Below are 20,642 nucleotides of genomic sequence, written 5' to 3'. Positions count from 1 at the left end.
GCCGGCGTTGCCCTGCCCTTACCGTTCGTTGAACAGGTCTAGACAGGTAGGGTGCCATGACGGACACACAGGGCACGGGCGCGGTCCCCGCCGCGGCGCGGCAGGCGAGGATCGAGACCCACGGCATCGACGTGATCGGGGACGCCGAGCGCAGGGGCCGGCCCCGGCAGCTGTTCTGGCCCTGGTTCGGGGCCAACGTCTCGATCCTCGGGCTCAGCTACGGCTCCTTCGCGCTCGGGTTCAACGTCTCGTTCTGGCAGGCCCTGATCGCCGGAACGCTCGGGATCGTCTTCTCCTTCCTGCTCTGCGGGCTGATCTCGGTGGCCGGCAAGCGGGGGTCGGCGCCGACCATGGTCCTCAGCCGAGCCGCGTTCGGCGTGCGCGGCAACCGCCTGCCCTCGGCGATCTCCTGGATCCTGACCGTCGGCTGGGAGACCGTCCTCACGGCGCTCGCCACGCTCGCGACCGCGACCGTGTTCTCGCGGCTGGGGCTGGGCGGCGGCACCGCCACGAAGGTCGGCGCGCTCGTCCTGGTGAGCGTGCTGATCGTCGTCGCCGGGGTCATGGGCTTCGACGTGATCATGCGCCTGCAGACCATGATCACGGTCGTCACCGGCGTCCTGACGGTCGTCTACGTCGTGCTCGTGGCCGGCCACATCCATTGGGGAGCGGTCTCGTCCGTCCCCTCCGGCTCGGCGCAGGAGCTCATCGGCACGCTCGTGTTCATGGCCACCGGGTTCGGGCTGGGCTGGGTGAACGCGGCGGCCGACTACTCGCGCTACCTGCCGAGGGCCTCCTCCAGTCGCGGGGTCGTGGGGTGGACCACGTTCGGTGCGTCGCTGGCGCCGCTCGTCCTGCTCGTGTTCGGCCTGCTGCTCGCGGGCTCCGACGACAAGCTCAACGGCGCCATCGCCGCCGACCCCATCGGAGCGCTCACGACGATCCTGCCGACGTGGTTCCTCGTCCCGTTCGCGCTGGTCGCGGTGCTCGGCCTGGTCGGCGGCGCGGTGCTCGACATCTACTCCTCCGGCCTCGCGCTGCTCGCGGCGGGCCTGCCGGTGCCCCGGTACGTCGCCGCCTTCGTCGACGGCGTGATCATGATCCTCGGCACGATCTACATCGTCTTCGTCTCCGGCGACTTCCTCGGGCCGTTCATGGGCTTCCTCATCACGCTCGGAGTACCGGTCGCGGCCTGGTGCGGGATCATGCTGGCCGACATCGCGCTGCGCCGCCGCGACTACGACGAGACCGACCTCTACCGCCCGTCCGGCCGGTACGGCGACGTCCGCGCGCTGCCCGTCGCGGTGCTCGTCGTCGCCACCGTCGCCGGCTGGGGCCTGGTCACCAACGGCGCCGCCGGGTGGCTGAAGTGGCAGGGCTACCTGCTGGGCCCGCTCGGGCTCGGCGGCAGGGACGGCTCCTGGGCGTACGCCAACCTGGGCGTGTTCGTCGCGCTCGCGCTGGGGTTCGCGGCGACGCTGCTCCTGGGACGGCCGGGCGTGCGTGTCCAGGAGAGCCAGGCCCCGGCGCCGGAGGAGGCGCGGGCGTGACGTCTCGGGCTCCCTGGCTGGCGGTCGTCGACATGCAGAACGTGTTCGCCGACCCCGACAGCCCCTGGTTCACCCCCCGCTTCGCCGAGACGGTCGAGCCCGTACGGCGGCTCGTGGAGGCGCTGGCCCCCCGGGTGACGTTCACCCGGTTCATCGCCCCGGACGTCCCGTCCGGCGCCTGGGTCGCCTACTACGAGCAGTGGCCGTTCGCGCTGGAGCCGCCCGGCTCCCCCCTCTACCGGATCGTCGACGCGTTCGCGGCCCAGGCCGGGCCGACCGTCGACGCCGTGACGTTCGGCAAGTGGACCCCCGCCCTGGCTGCCGCCGTCGGGGACCGGCCGCTCGTGCTGGCCGGCGTGTCCACCGACTGCTGCGTCCTGTCGACCGCCCTCGCGGCGGCCGACGCGGGCGTCGAGGTCCACGTCGCCGCCGACGCCTGCGCCGGGGTCGACGACGACGCCCACCGCAGGGCGCTGGACGTCATGCGGCTGTACGGCCCGCTGATCAGGGTGGTGACCGTGGACGACGTGATCGGCGCGCTCGCCGCCCCGGAGGGGGGCCGGTGACCGACGTCGGACGTCCCAAGCACCAGCGGGTGTTGATCACGCTGGAGCGGGAGATCCGCTCCGGCCGGGTGCCGCACGGCAGCAGGCTCCCGGGCGAGACGACCCTCGCCCGGCGCTTCGGCGTGAGCCGCACCACGGTCCGATCGGCGCTCGCCGAGCTCAACGAGGCCGGGCTGATCACCACGCGGACCGGCAAGGGCTCGTTCGTCCTGTTCGACGGCCGCCCCCTCGACACCCGGCTCGGCTGGGCCCGCGCGCTCGCCGCCCAGGGCGTGGAGACCCGGGTGCGCGTCCTGACCGTCGCCATGCGGCGGGATGACGCGCTCGCCGAACGACTGAACCTGTCCTCACCCGAGGTCGTCGTGGTCGAGCGGCTCCGCGAGGTGGCCGGGGGCGGCGTCGTGTCCTACGAGCGCAGCTGCCTCCCGGCCGTGGACGGCCTGCGCGACCTTCCCGAGCGCGGCCTCGACGGCGGCTCGCTGACCGAGGAGCTGAGCCGGGCGGGCCTGCGTCCCGACCACGGGGAGCAGCGCATGGGCGGCCGCCGGCTCGACGGCCGCGAGGCCGGCCTGCTCGGCCGGGAGGCCGGCGCCTGGTTCCTCACCACCCGCCGGACGAGCTGGTCCGCCGGCGGCGCCTTCGCCGAGGACGTCGAGAGCCTCCTCGACCCGGACCACTTCGAGCTCTTCCTCACCTTCAGCGAGAGCGGGCTCTCGTGACCCCCGCACCGTACGACGAGGGGCCGGGGCCCGGCGCCGGCCTCCGCACGACGCCGCCGGACCAGGAGGCGCGGGCGGCGGGGGCTCTGTACGGGCTCGCGATCGGCGACGCGCTCGGCATGCCGACGCAGATGTTGCCCCGCCCGCTCGTCGTCGAGCGGTACGGGCCCGTCGTGGACGGCTTCCACCCGGCGCCGCCCGATCATCCCCTGGCCGCGGGGATGCCGGCGGGCGCCGTGACCGACGACACCGAGCAGGCCATGCTGGTGGCCGGCCTCCTCCTCGACGGGCACGGGACGGCCGACCCCGCGGAGCTCGCGCGGCGGCTGGTCGCGTGGGAGGACTCCATGCGCGCCCGCGGGTCGCTCGACCTCCTCGGCCCCTCCACGAAGCGGGCCGTCTCCCGGGTGCTGGCCGGGGCGAGCGTCGACGAGGCGGGCCGGTACGGCGACACCAACGGCGCGGCGATGCGGATCACGCCGGTCGGCGTGGCCGTGCCGTCCTCGGACCTCGACGTCCTGGTGGACCGGGTGGTCGACGTCAGCAAACTCACCCACAACACGGGGGTCGCCCTGGCGGCCGCCGCCGCCGTGGCCGCGGCGGTCAGCGCCGGGATCGACGGCGCGACCGTGGCCGAGGCCGTGCGGGCCGCGCGGGCCGCGGCCGCCCTGGGCGCGCGGCGGGGGCACTGGGTCGCCGGGGCCGACGTCGCCGCCCGGATCGCCTGGGCGACGACGCTGGTCGACGGCCTGCCCGGCGACGAGGTGTGCGACCGCGTCTACACACTCGTCGGCACGAGCCTCGCGGCCCAGGAGTCGGTGCCCGCGGCGTTCGCGATCCTGTCGGCGTGCCGCGACGACCCGTGGCGGGCCGTCCGGCTGGCCGCGTCCGTCGGCGGCGACTGCGACACTATCGCCGCAGTCGCGGGAGCGGTCGCCGGCGCGTGCCACGGCGTCGCCGCGTTCCCCGCCGGCGCGCGCCGCCTCGTCGCCACGGCGAACGCCCTGCCGCTCGACGAGACCGCCGCCGCTCTCCTGGCCCTGCGGGCGAAGGCGCGCCCGGACGGATGAACGTGCCGCCGCCCCAGCCGTCACAGTGAAGGCTCCGGCTGATCGCCCTCGCCCCAGGGCCGCGCAGCGGCGGTTCCAGATCGCCGTCTCCAGGGCGTCGAGGCTCCCCTGCACGGCCCGAGCTCTCAGCTGCCCTGCGGGCGAACCTTCAGAAGGCCACTCGCCCAGGTCGCCGGCAGAGCCACGAGGCATACCAGCAAGCCCGTCACAACCACGGACGCCGGCCCGAAACTGTCGAGACTCCAGCCGCCGGCGAGCGCCCCGACCGCGATCCCCGTGTTGACCGCCGAAGCCGGAAGAGTCGCGGCCAGATCACGACCGGGACCGGCGAGGTCGACCACCCGGTACTGCAACGAGGGCACCAGCCCGAATCCGACCAGTCCCCAGACCAGCAGGGCCAGTGCCACCAGCACGGGGACGGCGCCGCTCAGCCACAGGGCGCCCAGCGCGCCGACGAGCACCAGGTTGGCCAGCCCCAGGGTCCTTGCCGCGTTCCGATCGGCCGCCCAGCCCCCGGCGAACGCGCCCACGGCGGTGGCCACACCGTACGCCAGCAGAAACGCGCTGATCCAGGCTCCGGACACCCCCGTGACCTGCTGCAGAAAGGGGGTGATGTACGTCAGCGCGGCGTACTGCCCTCCCAGCAGCAGGAAGCCGACGACCAGCATCGCCAGCACCCGAGGCGCGAGCGCGAATCGCGCCTGAGCACGCAGTCCTTCCACACCGGTGGCGGTCACCGCCGGAACCAAAGCCACAAGCGCGACCAGCGCGACCAGACCCAGTCCTACGACGGCGAGGAAGGCGCCGCGCCAGCCGAGCCCCTGGCCTATCAACGTGCCGATCGGAACACCCAGGGCGATGGATACGGCGACGCCCCCGATGACGATGGAGATCGCCCTGCCCATTCGATCCGGAGTCACGACGCTCGCCCCCACCGCGAAGGCGACGCCGATGAAAAGACCCTGCACCGCCCCTGTCACAGCCCTCGCCGCGAGCAGCACCGCGAAGTGTCCTGCGAGCGCCATGACGACGTTGCCGAGCACGTAGGCCGCCATCGCGAACAACAACAGCCTGCGGCGGCTCAGGCGTATCGTCAGCGCGGTCAAGATGGGGCCGCCCACAGCGAGCCCGAACGCGTAGCTGGTCACGAGCGTGCCGGTGCTGCTGAGTGAAACCTCGAAATCCTTCGCGATCAGATCCAGCACACCGACGACCAGCAACTCCGCCATGCCCATGACGAACGTTCCCAGGAACAGGGCGGCCAAGGCCGGACCGGCCCGCTTTTGCGTCTGTGGTGTCGCGGTGATGCTCATGTCGCCCTCCCCAATGCCAGGACTTCCTGAAGTGACGTCACGCGCCCCGAGCGCATCGCGCCCGCGTCTATCGCTGGACGCGAGGCCCCAGGAAGAGACCACCGTTGACTTCAAGGGTTTGACCGCTTATCCAGCGCGCGTCCTCCGAGGCGAAGAAGGCGACCGCGTCCCCGATATCGGCCGGTTTCGCGGGCCGGCCGAGCGCTGTCAGATCACCGATGGCCTTCGCCGCGTCGCGGTCGCTCAGCCAGCCGTTCATATCGGTCTCGGTGACACCCGGGGACACCGTGTTCACGGTGATGCCGCGGACGCCTTGAGTGTGAGCGAGTGAACGGCTGAACACGTTGATGGCGCCCTTCGTCATGGCGTAGACGATTTCCGGGATCGCGAACCACGTCACGCCTGACGAGATGTTGATGATGCGACCGCCGTCGGGCATCAGCGTGAGTGCCCGCTGGGTGATGAACAGCGGTGCCCGCACGTTGACCGCGAACAGGCGCTCGAACTGCTGGTGAGTGACGGAGTCGACGGTCGCGTCGTAGTCGATGAAGCCGGCGTTGTTCACCAGGATGTCCAGCGGTCTGCCCGCGAGGCCTTCCTCGAGACCGGTGAACAACGTGTCCACATCCCCGTCCACGCCGAGTTCGGCGCGTACGGGGAAGGCGCGTCCGCCGGCGGTATGAATCGCATTCACAACGTCCTTCGCGGCGCCCTCATTGCTGCCGTAGTGCACCGCCACGAGCGCGCCTTCAGCCGCCAGACGTTCGGCGATGGACCGCCCGATGCCGCGCGATGCCCCTGTCACCAGCGCGGTCTTGCCTGTGAGACCTGACATGCGAATGTCCTTCGTTCTGGGAGGGAACCTCGATGTGACGGTCCGCCGTGTTGTTAGGGAACGTTACTTAACAAGAGCGTACACACGCCCGCCATTGATGGGCAACCGGATCGGGTGCCTCCGCCGAGCACCATTAGGGGACCTTCCCTAACATGACTAGACTGTCCTCATGAGCAGCTCGGACGCTCGTAGGCGACGCACATCCGCAGAGACCCGCGAACATGTGCTGGAGGTCGCGCGCCGCCTGTTCTACTGGAACGGCATCCGCGCCGTCGGGGTGGATCGGATCGCCGCCGAGGCCGGGGTCGCTCCCATGACGCTCTACCGGCTGTTCCCGTCGAAAGACGATCTCGTCACCGCGTACGTCGAACGTACGGAGAACGACTACCGGGAATGGTTCATGAAGGCGACGCGGGCTGACGGCCGCAGCCCCCGCGATCGGATCCTCGCCCTGTTCGACGAGCTCATCGCCCAGACTCAACCCCACGTCAGCAGGGGATGCCCCTTCCTCATGACCCTGGCCGAGTATCCCCAATCCGAAGCCGGTTGCCATCGGCACGCCGTGGACCTGAAGAAGTGGACTCATGCGCGCATGGTGGAGCTGGTCGACCAGTTGGCGGAGTCCCAGGGGGTGGCCGGCTCGGCCGGCCTCGCCGACCACCTGATTCTGATCATGGAGGGTGTCTACGCCTCGGTTCAGGCTCTCGGCGCTCAGGGCCCCGCACGTCAGGCTCGCGCGATCGCCGAGAGGCTCCTGACCCCGGAGGGCGGCTCTTGCCCGACCCGTTGACTCCCAGGGGAGCTGGACTCGTCCCGTCGCGCCCCGATCCCCCGCGTCGGCCTCCGCCCACCGGGCGGGGACGTCCGCTCCTGACGGGCGGGTGACGCCGTGGACGCCCGGCTGATCTACGCGGGAAACGCGGTCGTCGACATCGTGCTCGCGGTGCCCGCGCTGCCCGAACGCGGCGGCGACGTCCTGGCGACCGCCACCGAGATCACTCCCGGCGGCGGCTTCAACGTCATGGCGGCCGCCGCCCGGCAGGGCCTGCGGGTCGCGTACGCGGGGGCGCACGGCACCGGGCCCTTCGGCGACCGGGTCCGCGCGGCCATGCGCGACGAGGGCATCGCGGTCCTGCGTCCCGCCAAGCCCGGCGTGGACACGGGCTTCGCGGTCAGCGTCGTCGACGCCGGGGGCGAGCGCACCTTCCTCACCAGCCGCGGCGCCGAGGCCGCCCTCACCCTCGACGACCTCGCCGCCGTACGCCCCGGGCCGCGCGACGTCGTCGCCGTCTCCGGGTACGGCATGCTGCACCCGAGCAACCGGGAGGCGCTGTCCGGCTGGCTGCCTTCCCTGGGGGACGAGGTCTCCGTCGTCGTCGACCCGGGGCCGCTCGTCCACCTCCTCGGCGACGACGCGCGGGGGCTGCTGCTCGCGCGGGCCGACTGGTGGACCTGCAACGCCCGTGAGGCCGCCTCCGTCACCGGCGAGGACGATCCGGCCGCCGCGGCCGCCGCGCTGGCCCGGCTCACCGGCAGGCGGGGCGTCCTGGTCCGCACGGGCCGGGACGGGTGCCTCCTCGTCCGCAGCGGCGACGTCCCTCTTCACGTGCCGGGCTTCGCCGTCCGCGCGGTCGACACCAACGGCGCCGGGGACGCCCACACCGGTGTCTTCGTCGCGGCGCTCGCCGCCGGAGCCGATCCGCTGGAGGCCGCCCGCGTCGCGAACGCGGGGGCCGCCCTCGCGGTCGCCGCGCGCGGTCCCGCCACCGCGCCCCGGGCCGCCGACCTCGCCCGCTTCCTCGCCGCCCGGCCGGCCGCTCCCTCCTGAGCCGTACGGCGGCGGCTTCGGCGCCCGCGGCCCCGGCTACGGTGGACGGTGTACGCACCCGGCCCGAAGAGCGGAGTCCTACGACATGGCCAAGGCGACATGGAACGGCGCGGTCATCGCGGAGAGCGACGACACGGTGGTCGTGGAGGGCAACCACTACTTCCCCCGCGAGGCGGTCGACGCGAGCCTGCTGCGGGAGTCGGACACCCACACCGTCTGCCCGTGGAAGGGCACGGCCTCCTACTACTCGATCGAGGTCGACGGCCGGACCAACGCCGACGCCGCCTGGTACTACCCGGAGCCGAAGGACGCGGCCCGCGAGATCACCGGCCGCATCGCCTTCTGGCGCGGCGTCACCGTCACCCCCTGAGCCGTCACCCCTGAGCCGCCACCCCCGAGTCCGGCCATGTCCTGAGCGGACCCTGGTCCCGGCGTCACCGGCCGAGGCCGGGTCAGGCCCCGCCCAGGCGGGCCAGCAGTTCGCGCAGCAGCAGCGACTCCCCCGGTGTGAGGCCGGAGCCGTCCCTCTCGACGGCGGCGGCGAGCGCGATGGCCGCCGTCGCCCGGGTGGGACCGTCGCCCTCCGGAGCGCGTCCCTCGCCGGGGCCGGTCAGCACCCCGGCCAGCACCCCGGCCAGCGCCGCCTCCCGCACCCGCTCGGACAGCCGCAGGTCGCGCTCGCCCTCCGGCTGGGCGATCAGGCTCAGCGTCACGCCGACGTTCGCCGCGAGGATCTGCGCGGCCGCCTCGGCCGGAGGCACCCGCAGCAGCCCGCGCCGCGCGACCTCGTCGAGCAGCCGGACCAGCATGTCGGTGGCGGGGGCCGTCACCGTGCACGGCCGGCCCGGCTCGACCCCGCCGTACAGGAGTGTGTAGAAGCTGGGGTGGTCGAGGCCGAACTCGACGTGCCGGTCCCAGCCGTGGCGCAGGTCCCGCACGGGGTCGCTCGACGCCTCCGGCGACCCGGACGGAGACACGTACTGGGTGAAGCCGTGCAGGAGCACGGCGTCGACGAGGCCCTGCTTGTTGCCGAAGTGGTGGTACAGCGTGGGCGCCTTCACCCCGGCCAGGTCGCACACCGCCCTCGTCGAGAACGACCGGTCGCCGCTCTCCAGGAGCTGGGCGGCGGCCAGCAGCAGGCGGTCCCGAGCCGAGGCTCCCCCGGCGGCCCGCAGGTCCGTGTCCATCTCGCTATAGTAAAACCTATAGCGTCAGAGCTTGACGCCGACGCCGGCGAGCATGTCCAGCGGGATCGGCTCGCGCGGCAGCGCTCGTCCCGGCGCCCACTGCTCGACGTACACGAGCCCCGGCTCGACGAGCCGCGTGCCGGAGAAGAACCGGCCGACCTCGTCCGCGCCCCGGAACGTCACCGGGACCCTCATCGTCGCGTTGCTCGCGACGACGCGCTCCCGCACCTCGGGGTCGAGGGCGTCCAGGTCGAGCGAGGAGTGCGAGACCACGAGGTGGCTGCCGAGGGCGAGCGCGCCGACGAGGGCGGCCACGGCGCCGTACGGGTCGTCCTCGTCCGGGACGTGGTGGAGGACGGACACGATCAGCAGCGCCACCGGCCGCGACAGGTCGAGCAGGCGCCGCGTGTCCGGGTGCCCGAGGACGGCGGCGGGCTCGCGCAGGTCCGCGTGGACGTACGCCGTGTCCGGGTCGCCCTCGATCAGCCGCCGCGCGTGGGGCAGGACCTGCGCGTCGTTGTCGACGTACACGGTGCGCGCGCCCGGCTGGACGGCCTGGGCGATCTGGTGCACGTTCGTGCCGTCGGGGAGCCCCGACCCGAGGTCGAGGAACTGCCGCACGCCCTGCCCGGCGACGTACCGGACCGCGTTCACGAGGAAGTCGCGGTTGCGCCGGGCGACCACGCGCGACTCGGCCGACACCGCGAGCACGCGGTCGGCCGCGGCCCGGTCGGCCGCGCTCCACGCGTCGCCGCCCAGCAGGTAGTTGTAGATGCCGGCGGCGGTCGCCCTGGTCTCCATCGCTCTCCTCGTTCGCGGCCTCGCCGGCCGCGGACCGGCCGTACGGGCCGACGATCTTACCGAGGCGGCGGTCAGCCCTCGAGGGCGCGGACGAGGAGTTCCAGATCGCGCATGAGCCGCCCGGTGCGCTCCGGGCCGTACGCCGCGAGGATGGCCCGGTGGTGCTCGGCGATCCCGGCCTCCAGACGGCCGAGCAGATCGCTTCCCCGGCCGGCCAGGAAGACGGCGACCTTGCGGCGGTCCGCCGGGTCGTGCCCGCGGTAGACGACGGCCCGCTCCACCAGCCGGTCCACGGCCTTGGTCAGCGTGGGGTGGGGCATGAGCGCGGCCTCGGCGAGCTCGCCCATGGAGTGGCCCCGGCCGTCGGCGAGCGCCTGGAGGATCCGCCACTGCTCGACCGAGACGTCCTCAGCGGCCAGGGCCGCGGACAGCGCCCGGTTGACGCTCCGCTCGGCCCGACTGAGCAGGTACGCCAGAGAGGAGCCGAGCCCGGTGGACGGCTCGGCGTCCTGTGGGAGGGGGGTAGCGCGCCCGCCGCCGGGTCCAGCCGTCACCACCGAGGGCTCCCTTCGTCTGATCGCGCCCGAGGAGGATACTCGTGCCCGTGACCGATCCTGTCACAGTGGTCATCGACCCTCTGGAAGCTCACCTGATGAGGGCCGGCACGTTCCGCGTCGGACTGGTGGTGCCGGTCTCCGGCGTGCTCGGGCTGCTCGGGCCGTCGGCGATCAACTGTGCCATGCTCGCCGCGCACGAGGTCAACGCGGCCGGGGGGATCCTGGGCAGGCAGGTCGAGCTGGTGCTCGTGGACGGCGGCCGCGGCCCGGCCGAGGTCGCCCGCGAGATCGCCGAGCTGGTGCGCGAGGACGCCGTGCAGGCCGTCGTCGGCACCCACGCCAGCGACGTGCGCCTCGCCGTCGAGCGGTCGCTCGACGGGACCGCCCCCTTCGTCTACACGCCGCCGTACGAGGGGACGGCCCCGGGGCGGGGCGTCTACTACCTCGGCGAGCCCGCGTCGCTCCAGGTCGGGCCCGGCCTCGACTGGCTCATCGAGCACCGGCGGGCCCGGCGCTGGTTCCTGCTCGGCAACGACTACGTGTGGCCGCGCCTGGTGCACGCGTCGGCCCGCGCGCATCTGGCCGCCCGCTCGGCGACCGTCGTCGGGGAGCGGCTGGTCCCGTCCGGGACGGCCGCCGTGGAGCCGCTGTTCGAGGAGCTCGCCGCGGCCCGGCCGGACGCGGTGCTGCTCACGCTCATCGGCACCGACCTCATCGCCTTCAACCGGGCGTTCGCGGCGAGCGGGCTCGGCTGCGCCCGGCTGTGCGGGGCGCTGGAGGAGCACGGGCTGCTCGCCATCGGGGGCGACGCGACCGGCGAACTGTACGCCGCGATGGGCTACTTCGGCGCCATCGGCACCGACGCGAACCTGGGGCTCGGCGAGCGCTACGCGGGCGCGTTCGGGCCGGACGCGCCCCTGCTGAACGGTCACGGGCACGGCTGCTACGAGGGCGTCCTCATGCTGGCGGCCCTCGCGGACCGGGCGGGCACGGTCGCCGTCCCGGCGCTGGACGCCGCGGCCGACGGCACGACGATCACGACCGGGCGCGGGCCGCTGACGCTGCGGGGCCGGCGCGTCCGCCAGCGCGTCTACGTCGGCCGGGCCGACGGGCTCGACTTCGACCTCGTCACCTCCGCCTGACCGGGACCGCCCTCGTCGTGACCCCGGCTTAGTCTGTCCGTATGCGACGCTTCAACGACGAGGACCTCACGGGCGCGGAGTTCCGCGAGTGCGACCTGAGCAGGGCGCGGCTGGTCGGTGTGGTCATGCAGGACGTCGAGATCGACGGTCTGGTCACCAACCTGGTGGTCAACGGCGTGGAGGTGACGTCGTACGTCGAGGCGGAGCTCGACCGCCGGCACCCGGTGCGGCTGCTGATCCGTTCCGATGAACCGGACGACCTGCGCGAGGCCTGGCGACAGCTGCGGAAGGCGTGGGCGACGACCACCGAGCGGGCCGGGTCGATGGCCGAGGGCAGCGAGGATCTCCGCGTCGACGGCGAGTGGTCGATGGTCGAGACCCTGCGGCATCTCGTCTTCGTGCACGACTCGTGGTTCCGGCGCTGCGTGCTCGGGCTGACCGAGCCGTTCACGGCGCTGGGACTGGCAGCTCCGTACGTGCCGGATCAGGAGGGGCTGGGGCTGGACGGGTCCGCCCGGCCGGGTCTCGACGAAGTGCTGACCGTGCGCGATCGGCAGGCGTCGGAGATTGAGGCGTGGCTCGCCGAGGTCACACCCGAACAGCTCGCGAAGCCCGCCCCGGTGCCGGACGACGACAGATGGCCCCCGTATGCCAAGGGCCGGCGCGTGCGGCAATGCCTCGGCACTGTGCTCAACGAGGAATGGCACCACCACGGTTTCTGCGTGCGCGACCTGGACAAGCTGTCACGTCGGGCGGCTCCGTAGGCGAGGTGATGAGGGGCTCGCCGTGATCGTGTAAAGCATCACGCGAGGCCGAAGCGTCACGCATCGACCGAGGTCTGACATGACCGTCGCGTAAATCTTCCAGGAGAAATCTTTTCGTTTTCAAGGAATGGCCCTATCGTACGGCTCTGCCCCGTGCGTTAAGGAGTCATCCATGTCCTCCCCTTCTGAGGCGTCCCCGCCGGTCGACGACGCCGGCGTCGAGCGCTTCGGTTACAAGCAGGAGCTGCAGCGCTCGCTCAGCTACGTCGACCTGCTCATCTACGGCCTGATCTTCATGGTGCCGATCGCGCCGTTCGGCATCTTCGGCAGCGTGTTCCAGGCCTCCGGCGGCATGGTGGCGCTCGCCTACGTCATCGGCTTGGCCGCCATGGCGTTCACCGCCCTGTCGTACGCCCAGATGGCCCGGGCGTTCCCCATGGCCGGATCGGTCTACACGTACGCGGGCCGGGGGATCGCCGCCCCCGTCGGCTTCCTCGCCGGCTGGGTGATCCTGCTCGACTACGTGCTGGTGCCCGCCCTGCTGTACCTGGTCGCCAGCGCCGCCATGACGTCGTTCGTGCCCGCGGTGCCGATCTGGGTCTGGCTGATCGGCTTCATCGTGCTCAACACGGTGGTCAACTACCTGGGCATCGAGATGACGGCCCGGATGAACAAGATCATGCTGATCGCCGAGATGATCGTGCTGGCGATCTTCCTGGTCGTCGGCCTGGTCGCGCTCGCGCAGGGCAAGGGCCACGGCGGCGCGCTGAGCCCGCTGTTCGACTCCTCGACGTTCTCCTGGCCGCTGGTCTTCGGAGCGGTGTCGGTGGCCGTGCTGTCGTTCCTCGGGTTCGACGGCATCTCGATGCTCGCCGAGGAGAGCCGCGAGAACACCCGGCGCCTCGGCCGGTCGATGGTCATGGCGCTGGCGCTCGCGGGCGCGCTGTTCGTGGTGCAGACCTGGGTCGCCGCGCTGCTCGCCCCGGGACGCGACGAGCTGCTGGCCAAGGGCGACCCGGCGGGCACCGCGTTCTACGACACGGCCGAGTACGCCGGCGGCCACTGGCTGAGCGTGCTCACCGCCGTCGCGACGGCCGTGGCCTGGGGCTTCGCGAACTCCCTGGTCGCGCAGGCCGCCACCTCGCGCCTGCTGTTCGCGATGGCCCGCGACCGGCAGCTGCCGAGCTTCCTCCGCAAGGTGCACCCGCGGCACAAGGTGCCGGTCAACGCGACGTTCGTGGTGGCCGCCGTCTCCCTCGTCCTCGGCCTCTACATGGCCTCCCGCGACGACGGCATCCCGCTGCTCAGCTCGCTCGTGAACTTCGGCGCGATGACCGCCTTCCTCGCCCTGCACGTGTCGGTCGTCGTCCACTACGTCGTCCGCAACGGCAGCCGGGACTGGTGGCGCCATCTGGCGGCCCCGGCGATCGGCTTCCTGATCCTGCTGTACGTCGTGATCAACGCCAAGGTGGCCGCCCAGGTGCTCGGGTTCGTCTGGCTGGCGATCGGCGCGATCATCCTCGCCGGGTCCTACCTGATGGGCCGGCGCCCCACCCTGTCCGCCATGACCACGGAGGCCGCCGAGTGAACGTCGTGTCCTACCGCCCCGAGCCCGGGGACCTGTCCTACACCTTCGGCGGCCGCCCGGCCGTGGGCCGGGTGGAGCCGGGCACGGTCCTGGAGCTGTACACGGAGGACTGCTTCGGCGGCCGGGTGCGGGGGCTCGACGACCTCCCCTCGAAGGTGTGCGAGTTCCCGTACCTGAACCCGGTCACCGGGCCGTTCCACGTGGAGGGCGCCGAGCCCGGCGACACGCTGGCGCTGCACTTCGTCTCCATCGAGCCGGCCCGCGACTGGGCCGTGTCCACGACGTTCCCGCACTTCGGCGCGCTGACGAGCACCCACACCACGGCGACGCTGCAGCCGCCGCTCGAGGAGCTGGTCTGGCTGTACGAGGTCGACGCCGCCAAGCGCACCGTCCGCTACCAGGCCCGGCGGGGGGACTTCTCCGTCGAGATGCCGCTCGACCCCATGCACGGCACGGTGGGGGTGGCCCCGGCCGCGAACGAGGCGCGGATGACCATCACCCCCGACGCGCACGGCGGCAACATGGACACCCCGGAGCTGCGCGCCGGGGTCACGGTCTACCTGGGGGTGAACGTGCCGGGCGCGCTGTTCGCCATCGGCGACGGCCACTGCCGGCAGGGCCACGGCGAGGTATGCGGCACGGCCGTGGAGGCCGCGATGAACACGGTCGTCGCGGTCGAGCTGATCAAGGGGGCGGTCACGCCCTGGCCGCGGCTGGAGGACGACGACCACCTGATGTCGACGGGCTCGGCCCGCCCGCTGGAGGACGCCTACCGGGTGAGCCAGCACGACCTGGTCACGTGGACCGCCGCGCTCACCGGGCTCGACGAGCTGGACGCCTACCAGCTCGTCAGCCAGGGAGGCGAGGCGCCGGTCGGCAACGTCTGCGACACCAACTACACCATGGTCGCCAAGCTGCCCAAGGCGTACCTGGGCGGGCCCGAGGTGTACGGCTCTGCCCACGCGCGCCTGCGGGCGCTCGGCGCGGAGTACCTGTCCTCCCGCTGACCGGCCGCGACAGGCACGAGGGGCTCGCCGTCCGTCCCCGGGCGGCGGGCCCCTCGTCGTGCGGGGCGGCCGTGTTACTCGCGGCTGCCGCTCAGCGTCTTCTTCCAGTGGAACCCGCCGGGCAGGTTGACGGTCAGGGTCCGCCGCCCGTCGGCGGTCTTGGTGACGCGGAAGCCGCGACCGCCGTAGCTGTGCCCGACACCGCTCTTCGACAGGTTGAGGCGGAACGGCCCCAGCTTGATCGCCTTACGGTAACTCCAGCCCATCTGTCCCTCCGTGGGTGTGACGCACGATCAACTACCCACGGCCCGGACGGCAAACATGGAGTAAAGCCGCCGGGTTCCCGCGCCTCGTCAAGGACGCGTCAGGACCCGGCCCCTCGCCGTACGGATGCCGTATGCGGGGCCTGTCACGGCCGCCGGCCCGCGATTCGATGGGGGCATCCCCTCCCCGTACGGACAGGCAAGGACGGCACGATGCGCCCGCGCAGCGGCTCGGCGACCCCGCTCGAGATCCTCCTCCCCACTGGCGGCGCGGTGACGACGGCGGCCTGCGCCGCCGTCGCGCCCGTCCTCCACGGCGCGCCGGCGCGGGTGACGGCGATGGTCCTCGTCACCGGGGCGTTCGCCGCCGTCGCGCGCCGCCCGGCCGCCGGGGCGGCGACGGCGGTCATCGGATGGATGCTCACGACCGGGTTCCTGGTGAACGGCGCGGGAGAGCTGACGATGTCCGGGGTGGACGCGGCCAGGCTGGGCGCGTTCGGCGCGGCCGGCCTCGGGGGCGCCGTCCTCGGGCTGCTGCCCGGCCTGGTGCGGTCCCGCCGCCGCGCCCGCGCGGCCCGCGCCCGGTGGAGGGCACGGCGGGAGGCCCGTCGCGCTCCCGTCCTGCTCGGCCGCCTCCACCCGGCCCCGTCCGCCGTCCGGGACGACGGCGGCCGCGCCGCCTGAGGCCGATCCGCGCTCGCGCCTCAGCGCCGGCGGACCGCGATCACGTCAACGCCCGCGGGGGCGGTCGCGCGTCAGCGCCCACGGAGTGCGACCAGTCAGCGCTCAGGCAGCGCGACCGTGGGTCAGCGCCCGCGGGGAGCGATCGCGCGCCACTCGCCCTCCCAGCCGGCCACGGCACGCCGCGCCGTCCAGGCCTGCCGCCCGTGCCGTGCGAGGTGTCCGGCCGCCCAGAGACCTCCGGCCGCGCTCAGCCCCCCGAGCAGGGCCACCAGGACGACCAGCCCGACGGGCGGGGGGCCGGACGCGGGAGTCTCGCGGGCGTCCACCCAGAGCTCGACCCGGTCCCCCGGGGCGTGGGCGGACGGCAGGACCGTCCTCCCGGTGCGCGGGCGGCCGTCCCTGCCGGTCCAGGCGAGCTCCGCGACGGCGCCGGGCACGGGGGCCGGCCGCGCCGCGGCGACGGGAACCCGCAGCACGCGGACGACCTGGGCGGTCACCCTCCGGTGATCGGCGTCCCAGCCGTCCGCCTCGCGGATCAGGACGCAGCCGGCGACGGCGCTGGTCGCGCAGGCGACGATCAGCAGGAGCGCGGCCATGAGGCCGCGCCCCTCGGATGAGGTGTGCATGTCCCGTCCCGTCAGGCGGTCGCGGGTCCGACCCGCATGCGCATGCGGCAGACGACGGCGTCGGTGCGGCGGCGCAGGGCGCGGGCGAGCACGGCGCCGCGCTGGTTCTGCAGCATCCGCTCCCAGGCGTGCTCGGGCTCGACCTCGGCGATGAGGACGAACACGTGCGGCTCGGGGACGTTCGCGAGGTAGCCGACCAGGGGCTGGTCGAGCCGCCTGCGCTCGTCGGCGAGCTGGACGAGCTCCACGTCGGGGTGCCACCGCTCCCAGTCCTCGGCGAAGCGGCGGGCCTCCCGCTCCTCGCCCGGCTGCGCGATGTGGACGGCCACGACCCGGTCGCCGAGGGACAGCGCGGCCGTGAGCGCCTCGCAGGCCAGACGGTTGACCGTCTGCACGGGCACGACCACAAGGGAGCGGCGCGGCCGGGGCGGGGCGGGCGTGCGGCCCAGCTCCAGCCGCCGCCCGATGCGGGCGTAACAGCGGTTGACCCAGCTCATGGCGGCGACGATCAGCGGGAGCGCGACGGCGACGAGCCAGCCGCCCTCGCCGAACTTCGACGCCGTCACCACGAGGGCCGCCACCAGCGTCAGCAGCGCGCCGGAGCCGTTCAGGGCCGCACGCCACCGCCATCCGGCCGGGCGGGAGCCGGCCCAGTGCCGCACCATGCCGGCCTGAGAGATCGTGAAACCGACGAACACCCCGATCGCGAACAGCGGGACCAGCGCGTTCATCGCGCCGCCCGCCGCGACCAGGAGGACGGCCGAGGCCGCGGAGAGGAACGCGATGCCGTACCGGTGGACCTGCCGGTCGGCCTGCAGGGCGAACACGTGCGGCAGGTTGTTGTCCTCGGCCAGCAGCCGGGCCAGCACGGGCAGGCCGCCGAAGGAGGTGTTGGCGGCGAGCGCGAGCAGCACCACCGTGGACAGCTGGACCACGTAGAACAGCGGCCCGTCGCCGAGCGACGCCTTGGTCACCTGGGCGAGGACGGTCACGCCCGGCACCGGGGTGATGGAGAACTTGCCGATGAGCGCGGCGACGCCGACGAGCATCGCGCCGAGCAGGGCACCCAGGGCCACTTCGGCCCGCTGGGCCCGCCGCGCCCTCGGCCGGCGGAACGACGGGACGGCGTTGGCGATCGCCTCCACGCCGGTGAGCGCGGCGCAGCCGTTGGCGAAGGCGCGCAGCAGGAGCAGCACGCCGACCGTCTCCAGGTTGTGCGCCTGGGCCACGTGCGCCGGCGGGACCGCCGGGGCGCTCCTGAGCAGCCCGGCCACCACGACCAGCAGGATCGCGCCGACGTACACGACCGCGGGCCCGATGAAGGCGCGGGCGCTGTGCGCGATGCCCCGGAGGTTGACGGCGGTGACGAGGGCGAGCACGGCCAGGCACAGCCAGACCGTGTACGGCAGGAGCGCCGGGACGGCGGAGGTCAGCGCGGCCACCCCCGCGGCCACCGAGACGGCCACGTTGAGGACGTAGTCGATGAGCAGCGACGCCGCGGCCACGAGGCTGGTCCGCCGCCCGAAGTACGTCTTGGCCACGCCGTACGCGCCGCCGCCCCCGGGGAACGCGGCGATGACCTGGCGGTAGGACAGCGTGAGCACCGCGAGCAGGAGGGCGATGGCCAGGGTGACCGGCATCGTGAAGCCCATGCCCGCGCCGCCCGCGAGGGCGAGCACGAGGACGATGGCCTCGGGGCCGTACGCGACGGACGCCAGCGCGTCCAGGGACAGGGCCGCGAGCCCGCCGGCGACGCTCAGCCGGTGCCTTTCGGAGCTATCGGGGGGCTCCTTGGGACCGGAGGCGGGAGCCGGAGCCGTCAGTGTCGACATCGCTTTCTCCTGGTTGGGGATACGTCCCCATCGTCACCTGGTGTCCTGTGTGCGGCCGGACGCCCGTACGGGTCCTTGACGCCGGGAAGACGATTCCCTACGCCGCCCTGACGCCGGGCGGAGCCCGGATGCGGCGCCGTCCGGACGTCCGCGGGCCCGGCTCAGAGGCCGACGTCGCGCCGCAGCAGGTCGTCGACGCCCTCACGGCGGACGACCAGGCGGGCGGCGCCGCGGCTCACGGCGACGACCGGCGGGCGGCCGGTCATGTTGTACGTCGAGGCCATCGTGTGGTTGTAGGCGCCGGTGGCGGCGACCCCGAGCACGTCACCCGGCCGGACGTCGGCGGGCAGGCGGACGGCCTCGGCCAGCGTGTCGCCCGACTCGCAGTGGTGGCCGACCACCATGTACTCGCGCTCGCCCGCGAGGCTCGCCCGGCCGATCATGCGCACCTCGTGCGGCGCGCCGTACAGGGCGGGCCGGGGGTTGTCGCTCATGCCGCCGTCGACCGCGACGTACGTGCGGCGCAGCCCCTTCTTGACCGCGATCACCCGGTAGAGCGTCACCCCGGCGGGCCCGCTGACGGCGCGGCCGGGCTCGAACGTGAGCCGCGGGACCGGCAGGCCGATCCCGGCGCTGCGCTCCTCGACCGACGCGGCCACCGCCGCGAGCCGGGCGGGGGCCAGGCCCGTCTGCCCGCTCGTGTACGCGATGGCGTGGCCGCCGCCGAGGTCCAGCTGGGGAAGCACGACACCGTGGGCGTCCCTGATGCGGGCCAGCTGCTCCACGAGCACGCGCGCGGCCTCCTCGTACGGCGCGGCGTCGGCGATCTGGGACCCGAGGTGGCAGTGCAGGCCGACCAGCTCCAGGCGCGGCTGGGCGAGGATCCGGCTCACGGCCTCCCCCGCGGCCCCGCCCCCGATCGACAGCCCGAACTTGTGGTCCTCGCCGCCCGTGCGGATCGCCGCGTGGGCCCCGGCCTCGATGTCGGGGATCACCCGCACCAGCACCTTCTGCCGGGTGCCGGCGGGCACGAGGGCGGCGAGACGGTTGATCTCGGCGATGTCGTCGATCACGACGCGGCCGACCCGCTCGTCCACGGCCGCCCGCAGGTCCGCCGGGGTCTTGGCGTTGCCGTGCAGGATGATCCGGTCGGCGGGGAAGCCTGCGGAGCGCGCCACGGCCAGTTCGCCGGCCGAGCACACGTCGAGGGACAGCCCCTCCGACCGCACCCAGGCGGCCATCGCGCGGCACCAGAACGCCTTGGCCGCGTACGCGATCTCGGCACGGGGCAGCGCGCTCCGGTAGGCCCGGCAGCGCAGCCGGACGTCCGCCTCGTCCATCACGTACGCCGGAGTGCCGAAGCGCCGGACGACCTCCATGAGGTCGACGCCGCCGAGCGCGGCCCGCCCGCCCGCGGTGAAGCGCATGGTGGCCGGCCACGGGCCGGTCGCCGTCTCCGGGGTCCGCGGAGGTGTGATCAGCAGAGTCATGTCGTCCTCACGAGGTGGTAGGGGCGGTGCCGCGGGGCGCTGCGGGCGGTGGCCCGGGGACGGCGCGTGCCGCGGCGCCGATGGCGACGACACCGACGCTAGGCGGCGACTTCCCTGTTCAGCGGCATCGTGACGGTTCTCTGACGGCCGCCGCGCCAACCCTGACGCGCGCCTTACGTCCCCCTCACGGTGCCGCCTTCCATGCCGGGCGTGCGGGCCGGGCGCGCGGGCCGCGCCGCCCGCGGCGGGCATCAGGTTCGCGTCAGCGTCGGGGCCCGCGGCGTCGGGATTCCGTCAGGGACGGCTCCCGGAGGCGCGGAACGGCCTAGCGTCGCCCATGTAGTGCTTCCGAACGGAGACGAAGACCCCTGATGTCGCGAGATCCGCTGTACGTGCCCGTCCGCCCCGGGACGACCACCCTGGCCCTCCGCCTGTTCCGGACCGCCTCGGGCAAGAGGACGTCCGTGGCGTTCACCTCGCCACTGAAGCTGGCCCGGGTGCTGGGCCAGGAGCAGCCGTGGGTCCGCCTCGGCGAGCCCGCGCTCCGCGCGTTGATCAAGGACCTGGACGTCGTCGGCGTCGTCGTCGACCCGGCCGGGACCATGAGCCGCCCGGCCCTTAGGAGCGCGTGATGTGCGCGCTCGGGCAGGACCTCGCGGCGGACACCCGCCAGGACCCGGCGGACGGCTCCGGCCAGGACGACGACCCCGAGCCGTCCGGCGACGAGGGAAGTATGTGCGTGTGCGGGCGTTAATGACCTGATCGCTCATCCTGTACCGTGGTGACCTGGTGAGCCGGGAAGTCTGGTCGGCATTCTGAG

The 20,642-nt window shown here is 73.4% G+C and carries 23 protein-coding genes; 14 read left to right on the top strand and 9 right to left on the bottom strand.

Annotated features, from left to right (window positions below; genetic code table 11):
* Positions 1-56 precede the first annotated feature (56 nt).
* The 4 genes from Mco01_RS19290 to Mco01_RS19275 are packed head-to-tail and all read left to right on the top strand — an operon-like array spanning position 57 to position 3,905.
* A complete protein-coding gene (locus Mco01_RS19290) occupies positions 57-1,550 on the top strand; it encodes a purine-cytosine permease family protein (RefSeq protein WP_204058290.1) in 1,494 nt (497 codons plus the stop codon).
* Complete coding sequence (locus Mco01_RS19285; protein WP_204058289.1) at positions 1,547-2,116, top strand: cysteine hydrolase family protein; 570 nt, start codon at positions 1,547-1,549, stop codon at positions 2,114-2,116. Before Mco01_RS19290 ends, Mco01_RS19285 begins: the two co-directional genes overlap by 4 nt.
* Positions 2,113-2,835: a GntR family transcriptional regulator gene (locus tag Mco01_RS19280; RefSeq protein WP_204058288.1), complete on the top strand. Its 723-nt coding sequence runs from the start codon at positions 2,113-2,115 to the stop codon at positions 2,833-2,835. The genes Mco01_RS19285 and Mco01_RS19280 overlap by 4 nt, the downstream gene beginning before the upstream one ends.
* Positions 2,832-3,905 carry an ADP-ribosylglycohydrolase family protein gene (locus tag Mco01_RS19275; RefSeq protein WP_239103738.1) on the top strand — a complete coding sequence of 358 codons (1,074 nt, stop codon included), beginning with the start codon at positions 2,832-2,834 and terminating at the stop codon, positions 3,903-3,905. Before Mco01_RS19280 ends, Mco01_RS19275 begins: the two co-directional genes overlap by 4 nt.
* Positions 3,906-4,030: 125 nt before the next feature.
* On the opposite strand, the gene Mco01_RS19270 is transcribed toward Mco01_RS19275, so the two are convergent.
* The gene (locus Mco01_RS19270) at positions 4,031-5,218 is read right to left on the bottom strand and encodes an MFS transporter (protein WP_204058287.1); all 1,188 of its coding nucleotides are present in this window, start codon (positions 5,216-5,218) and stop codon (positions 4,031-4,033) included.
* Between the two features lie 67 nt (positions 5,219-5,285).
* Positions 5,286-6,053 (bottom strand): SDR family NAD(P)-dependent oxidoreductase, encoded by a 768-nt coding sequence (locus tag Mco01_RS19265; RefSeq protein ID WP_204058286.1) that lies wholly within the window; start codon positions 6,051-6,053, stop codon positions 5,286-5,288.
* Positions 6,054-6,222: 169 nt separating this feature from the next.
* Between Mco01_RS19265 and Mco01_RS19260 the strand changes: the two genes are divergently transcribed.
* From Mco01_RS19260 to Mco01_RS19250, 3 genes are all read left to right on the top strand, one after another.
* A complete protein-coding gene (locus Mco01_RS19260) occupies positions 6,223-6,843 on the top strand; it encodes a TetR/AcrR family transcriptional regulator (protein ID WP_204058285.1) in 621 nt (206 codons plus the stop codon).
* A 99-nt stretch (positions 6,844-6,942) separates the two neighbouring features.
* On the top strand, positions 6,943-7,881 hold the full coding sequence (locus Mco01_RS19255) for a PfkB family carbohydrate kinase (RefSeq protein WP_204058284.1): 939 nt from the start codon (positions 6,943-6,945) through the stop codon (positions 7,879-7,881).
* Between the two features lie 85 nt (positions 7,882-7,966).
* On the top strand, positions 7,967-8,251 hold the full coding sequence (locus Mco01_RS19250) for a DUF427 domain-containing protein (protein WP_036333428.1): 285 nt from the start codon (positions 7,967-7,969) through the stop codon (positions 8,249-8,251).
* 82 nt (positions 8,252-8,333) lie between these two features.
* Here Mco01_RS19250 and Mco01_RS19245 read toward each other — a convergent pair whose 3' ends face one another.
* The 3 genes from Mco01_RS19245 to Mco01_RS19235 form a co-directional block, all read right to left on the bottom strand.
* The gene (locus tag Mco01_RS19245) at positions 8,334-9,068 is read right to left on the bottom strand and encodes a TetR/AcrR family transcriptional regulator (RefSeq protein WP_204058283.1); all 735 of its coding nucleotides are present in this window, start codon (positions 9,066-9,068) and stop codon (positions 8,334-8,336) included.
* A 24-nt stretch (positions 9,069-9,092) separates the two neighbouring features.
* On the bottom strand, positions 9,093-9,869 hold the full coding sequence (locus Mco01_RS19240; protein ID WP_204058282.1) for an SAM-dependent methyltransferase: 777 nt from the start codon (positions 9,867-9,869) through the stop codon (positions 9,093-9,095).
* Between the two features lie 71 nt (positions 9,870-9,940).
* Positions 9,941-10,423 carry a MarR family winged helix-turn-helix transcriptional regulator gene (locus Mco01_RS19235; RefSeq protein ID WP_204058281.1) on the bottom strand — a complete coding sequence of 161 codons (483 nt, stop codon included), beginning with the start codon at positions 10,421-10,423 and terminating at the stop codon, positions 9,941-9,943.
* 50 nt (positions 10,424-10,473) lie between these two features.
* On the opposite strand from Mco01_RS19235, the gene Mco01_RS19230 reads away from it, so the two are divergent.
* From Mco01_RS19230 to Mco01_RS19215, 4 genes are all read left to right on the top strand, one after another.
* Entirely contained in the window at positions 10,474-11,568 is a 1,095-nt protein-coding gene (locus tag Mco01_RS19230) for a substrate-binding domain-containing protein (RefSeq protein ID WP_204058280.1), read from the top strand.
* 41 nt (positions 11,569-11,609) lie between these two features.
* Entirely contained in the window at positions 11,610-12,332 is a 723-nt protein-coding gene (locus Mco01_RS19225; RefSeq protein ID WP_204058279.1) for a DinB family protein, read from the top strand.
* Between the two features lie 172 nt (positions 12,333-12,504).
* Positions 12,505-13,920, top strand: coding sequence for an APC family permease (locus Mco01_RS19220; protein ID WP_204058278.1), 1,416 nt, complete (start codon positions 12,505-12,507; stop codon positions 13,918-13,920).
* Positions 13,917-14,927 (top strand): acetamidase/formamidase family protein, encoded by a 1,011-nt coding sequence (locus Mco01_RS19215; RefSeq protein WP_204058277.1) that lies wholly within the window; start codon positions 13,917-13,919, stop codon positions 14,925-14,927. Before Mco01_RS19220 ends, Mco01_RS19215 begins: the two co-directional genes overlap by 4 nt.
* 74 nt (positions 14,928-15,001) lie before the next feature.
* On the opposite strand, the gene Mco01_RS19210 is transcribed toward Mco01_RS19215, so the two are convergent.
* Positions 15,002-15,193, bottom strand: a complete 192-nt coding sequence (locus Mco01_RS19210; RefSeq protein ID WP_204058276.1) for a DUF4236 domain-containing protein — start codon at positions 15,191-15,193, stop codon at positions 15,002-15,004.
* Between the two features lie 210 nt (positions 15,194-15,403).
* Between Mco01_RS19210 and Mco01_RS19205 the strand changes: the two genes are divergently transcribed.
* Entirely contained in the window at positions 15,404-15,874 is a 471-nt protein-coding gene (locus Mco01_RS19205; protein WP_204058275.1) for a hypothetical protein, read from the top strand.
* 122 nt (positions 15,875-15,996) lie between these two features.
* Here the strand turns inward: Mco01_RS19205 and Mco01_RS19200 are convergent, their stop codons facing one another.
* From Mco01_RS19200 to lysA, 3 genes are all read right to left on the bottom strand, one after another.
* Complete coding sequence (locus Mco01_RS19200) at positions 15,997-16,500, bottom strand: hypothetical protein (RefSeq protein ID WP_204058274.1); 504 nt, start codon at positions 16,498-16,500, stop codon at positions 15,997-15,999.
* Positions 16,501-16,511: 11 nt separating this feature from the next.
* Positions 16,512-18,332 (bottom strand): APC family permease, encoded by a 1,821-nt coding sequence (locus Mco01_RS19195; RefSeq protein WP_204058273.1) that lies wholly within the window; start codon positions 18,330-18,332, stop codon positions 16,512-16,514.
* 161 nt (positions 18,333-18,493) lie between these two features.
* On the bottom strand, positions 18,494-19,822 hold the full coding sequence (gene lysA, locus Mco01_RS19190) for a diaminopimelate decarboxylase (RefSeq protein ID WP_204058272.1): 1,329 nt from the start codon (positions 19,820-19,822) through the stop codon (positions 18,494-18,496).
* Between the two features lie 371 nt (positions 19,823-20,193).
* Between lysA and Mco01_RS19185 the strand changes: the two genes are divergently transcribed.
* Positions 20,194-20,454 (top strand): SAV_915 family protein, encoded by a 261-nt coding sequence (locus Mco01_RS19185; protein ID WP_204058271.1) that lies wholly within the window; start codon positions 20,194-20,196, stop codon positions 20,452-20,454.
* Complete coding sequence (locus Mco01_RS39805) at positions 20,454-20,576, top strand: hypothetical protein (RefSeq protein ID WP_275410526.1); 123 nt, start codon at positions 20,454-20,456, stop codon at positions 20,574-20,576. Before Mco01_RS19185 ends, Mco01_RS39805 begins: the two co-directional genes overlap by 1 nt.
* Positions 20,577-20,642 lie beyond the last annotated feature (66 nt).

It is taken from the genome of Microbispora corallina, from assembly GCF_016863035.1.
Taxonomy (GTDB): domain Bacteria; phylum Actinomycetota; class Actinomycetes; order Streptosporangiales; family Streptosporangiaceae; genus Microbispora; species Microbispora corallina.
This window is presented reverse-complemented; position numbering and strand designations above follow the sequence as displayed.

Excerpts from the sequence above, each read along its gene's own strand:
- Mco01_RS19225 (WP_204058279.1), top strand. The coding sequence starts at position 11,610 with ATGCGACGCTTCAACGACGAGGACCTCACGGGCGCGGAGTTCCGCGAG.
- Mco01_RS19200 (WP_204058274.1), bottom strand. The coding sequence starts at position 16,500 with ATGCACACCTCATCCGAGGGGCGCGGCCTCATGGCCGCGCTCCTGCTG.
- lysA (WP_204058272.1), bottom strand. The coding sequence starts at position 19,822 with ATGACTCTGCTGATCACACCTCCGCGGACCCCGGAGACGGCGACCGGC.
- Mco01_RS19290 (WP_204058290.1), top strand. The coding sequence starts at position 57 with ATGACGGACACACAGGGCACGGGCGCGGTCCCCGCCGCGGCGCGGCAG.
- Mco01_RS19210 (WP_204058276.1), bottom strand. The coding sequence starts at position 15,193 with ATGGGCTGGAGTTACCGTAAGGCGATCAAGCTGGGGCCGTTCCGCCTC.
- Mco01_RS19245 (WP_204058283.1), bottom strand. The coding sequence starts at position 9,068 with ATGGACACGGACCTGCGGGCCGCCGGGGGAGCCTCGGCTCGGGACCGC.
- Mco01_RS19220 (WP_204058278.1), top strand. The coding sequence starts at position 12,505 with ATGTCCTCCCCTTCTGAGGCGTCCCCGCCGGTCGACGACGCCGGCGTC.
- Mco01_RS19265 (WP_204058286.1), bottom strand. The coding sequence starts at position 6,053 with ATGTCAGGTCTCACAGGCAAGACCGCGCTGGTGACAGGGGCATCGCGC.
- Mco01_RS19205 (WP_204058275.1), top strand. The coding sequence starts at position 15,404 with ATGCGCCCGCGCAGCGGCTCGGCGACCCCGCTCGAGATCCTCCTCCCC.
- Mco01_RS19195 (WP_204058273.1), bottom strand. The coding sequence starts at position 18,332 with ATGTCGACACTGACGGCTCCGGCTCCCGCCTCCGGTCCCAAGGAGCCC.
- Mco01_RS39805 (WP_275410526.1), top strand. The coding sequence starts at position 20,454 with ATGTGCGCGCTCGGGCAGGACCTCGCGGCGGACACCCGCCAGGACCCG.
- Mco01_RS19240 (WP_204058282.1), bottom strand. The coding sequence starts at position 9,869 with ATGGAGACCAGGGCGACCGCCGCCGGCATCTACAACTACCTGCTGGGC.
- Mco01_RS19250 (WP_036333428.1), top strand. The coding sequence starts at position 7,967 with ATGGCCAAGGCGACATGGAACGGCGCGGTCATCGCGGAGAGCGACGAC.
- Mco01_RS19260 (WP_204058285.1), top strand. The coding sequence starts at position 6,223 with ATGAGCAGCTCGGACGCTCGTAGGCGACGCACATCCGCAGAGACCCGC.
- Mco01_RS19185 (WP_204058271.1), top strand. The coding sequence starts at position 20,194 with ATGTCGCGAGATCCGCTGTACGTGCCCGTCCGCCCCGGGACGACCACC.
- Mco01_RS19270 (WP_204058287.1), bottom strand. The coding sequence starts at position 5,218 with ATGAGCATCACCGCGACACCACAGACGCAAAAGCGGGCCGGTCCGGCC.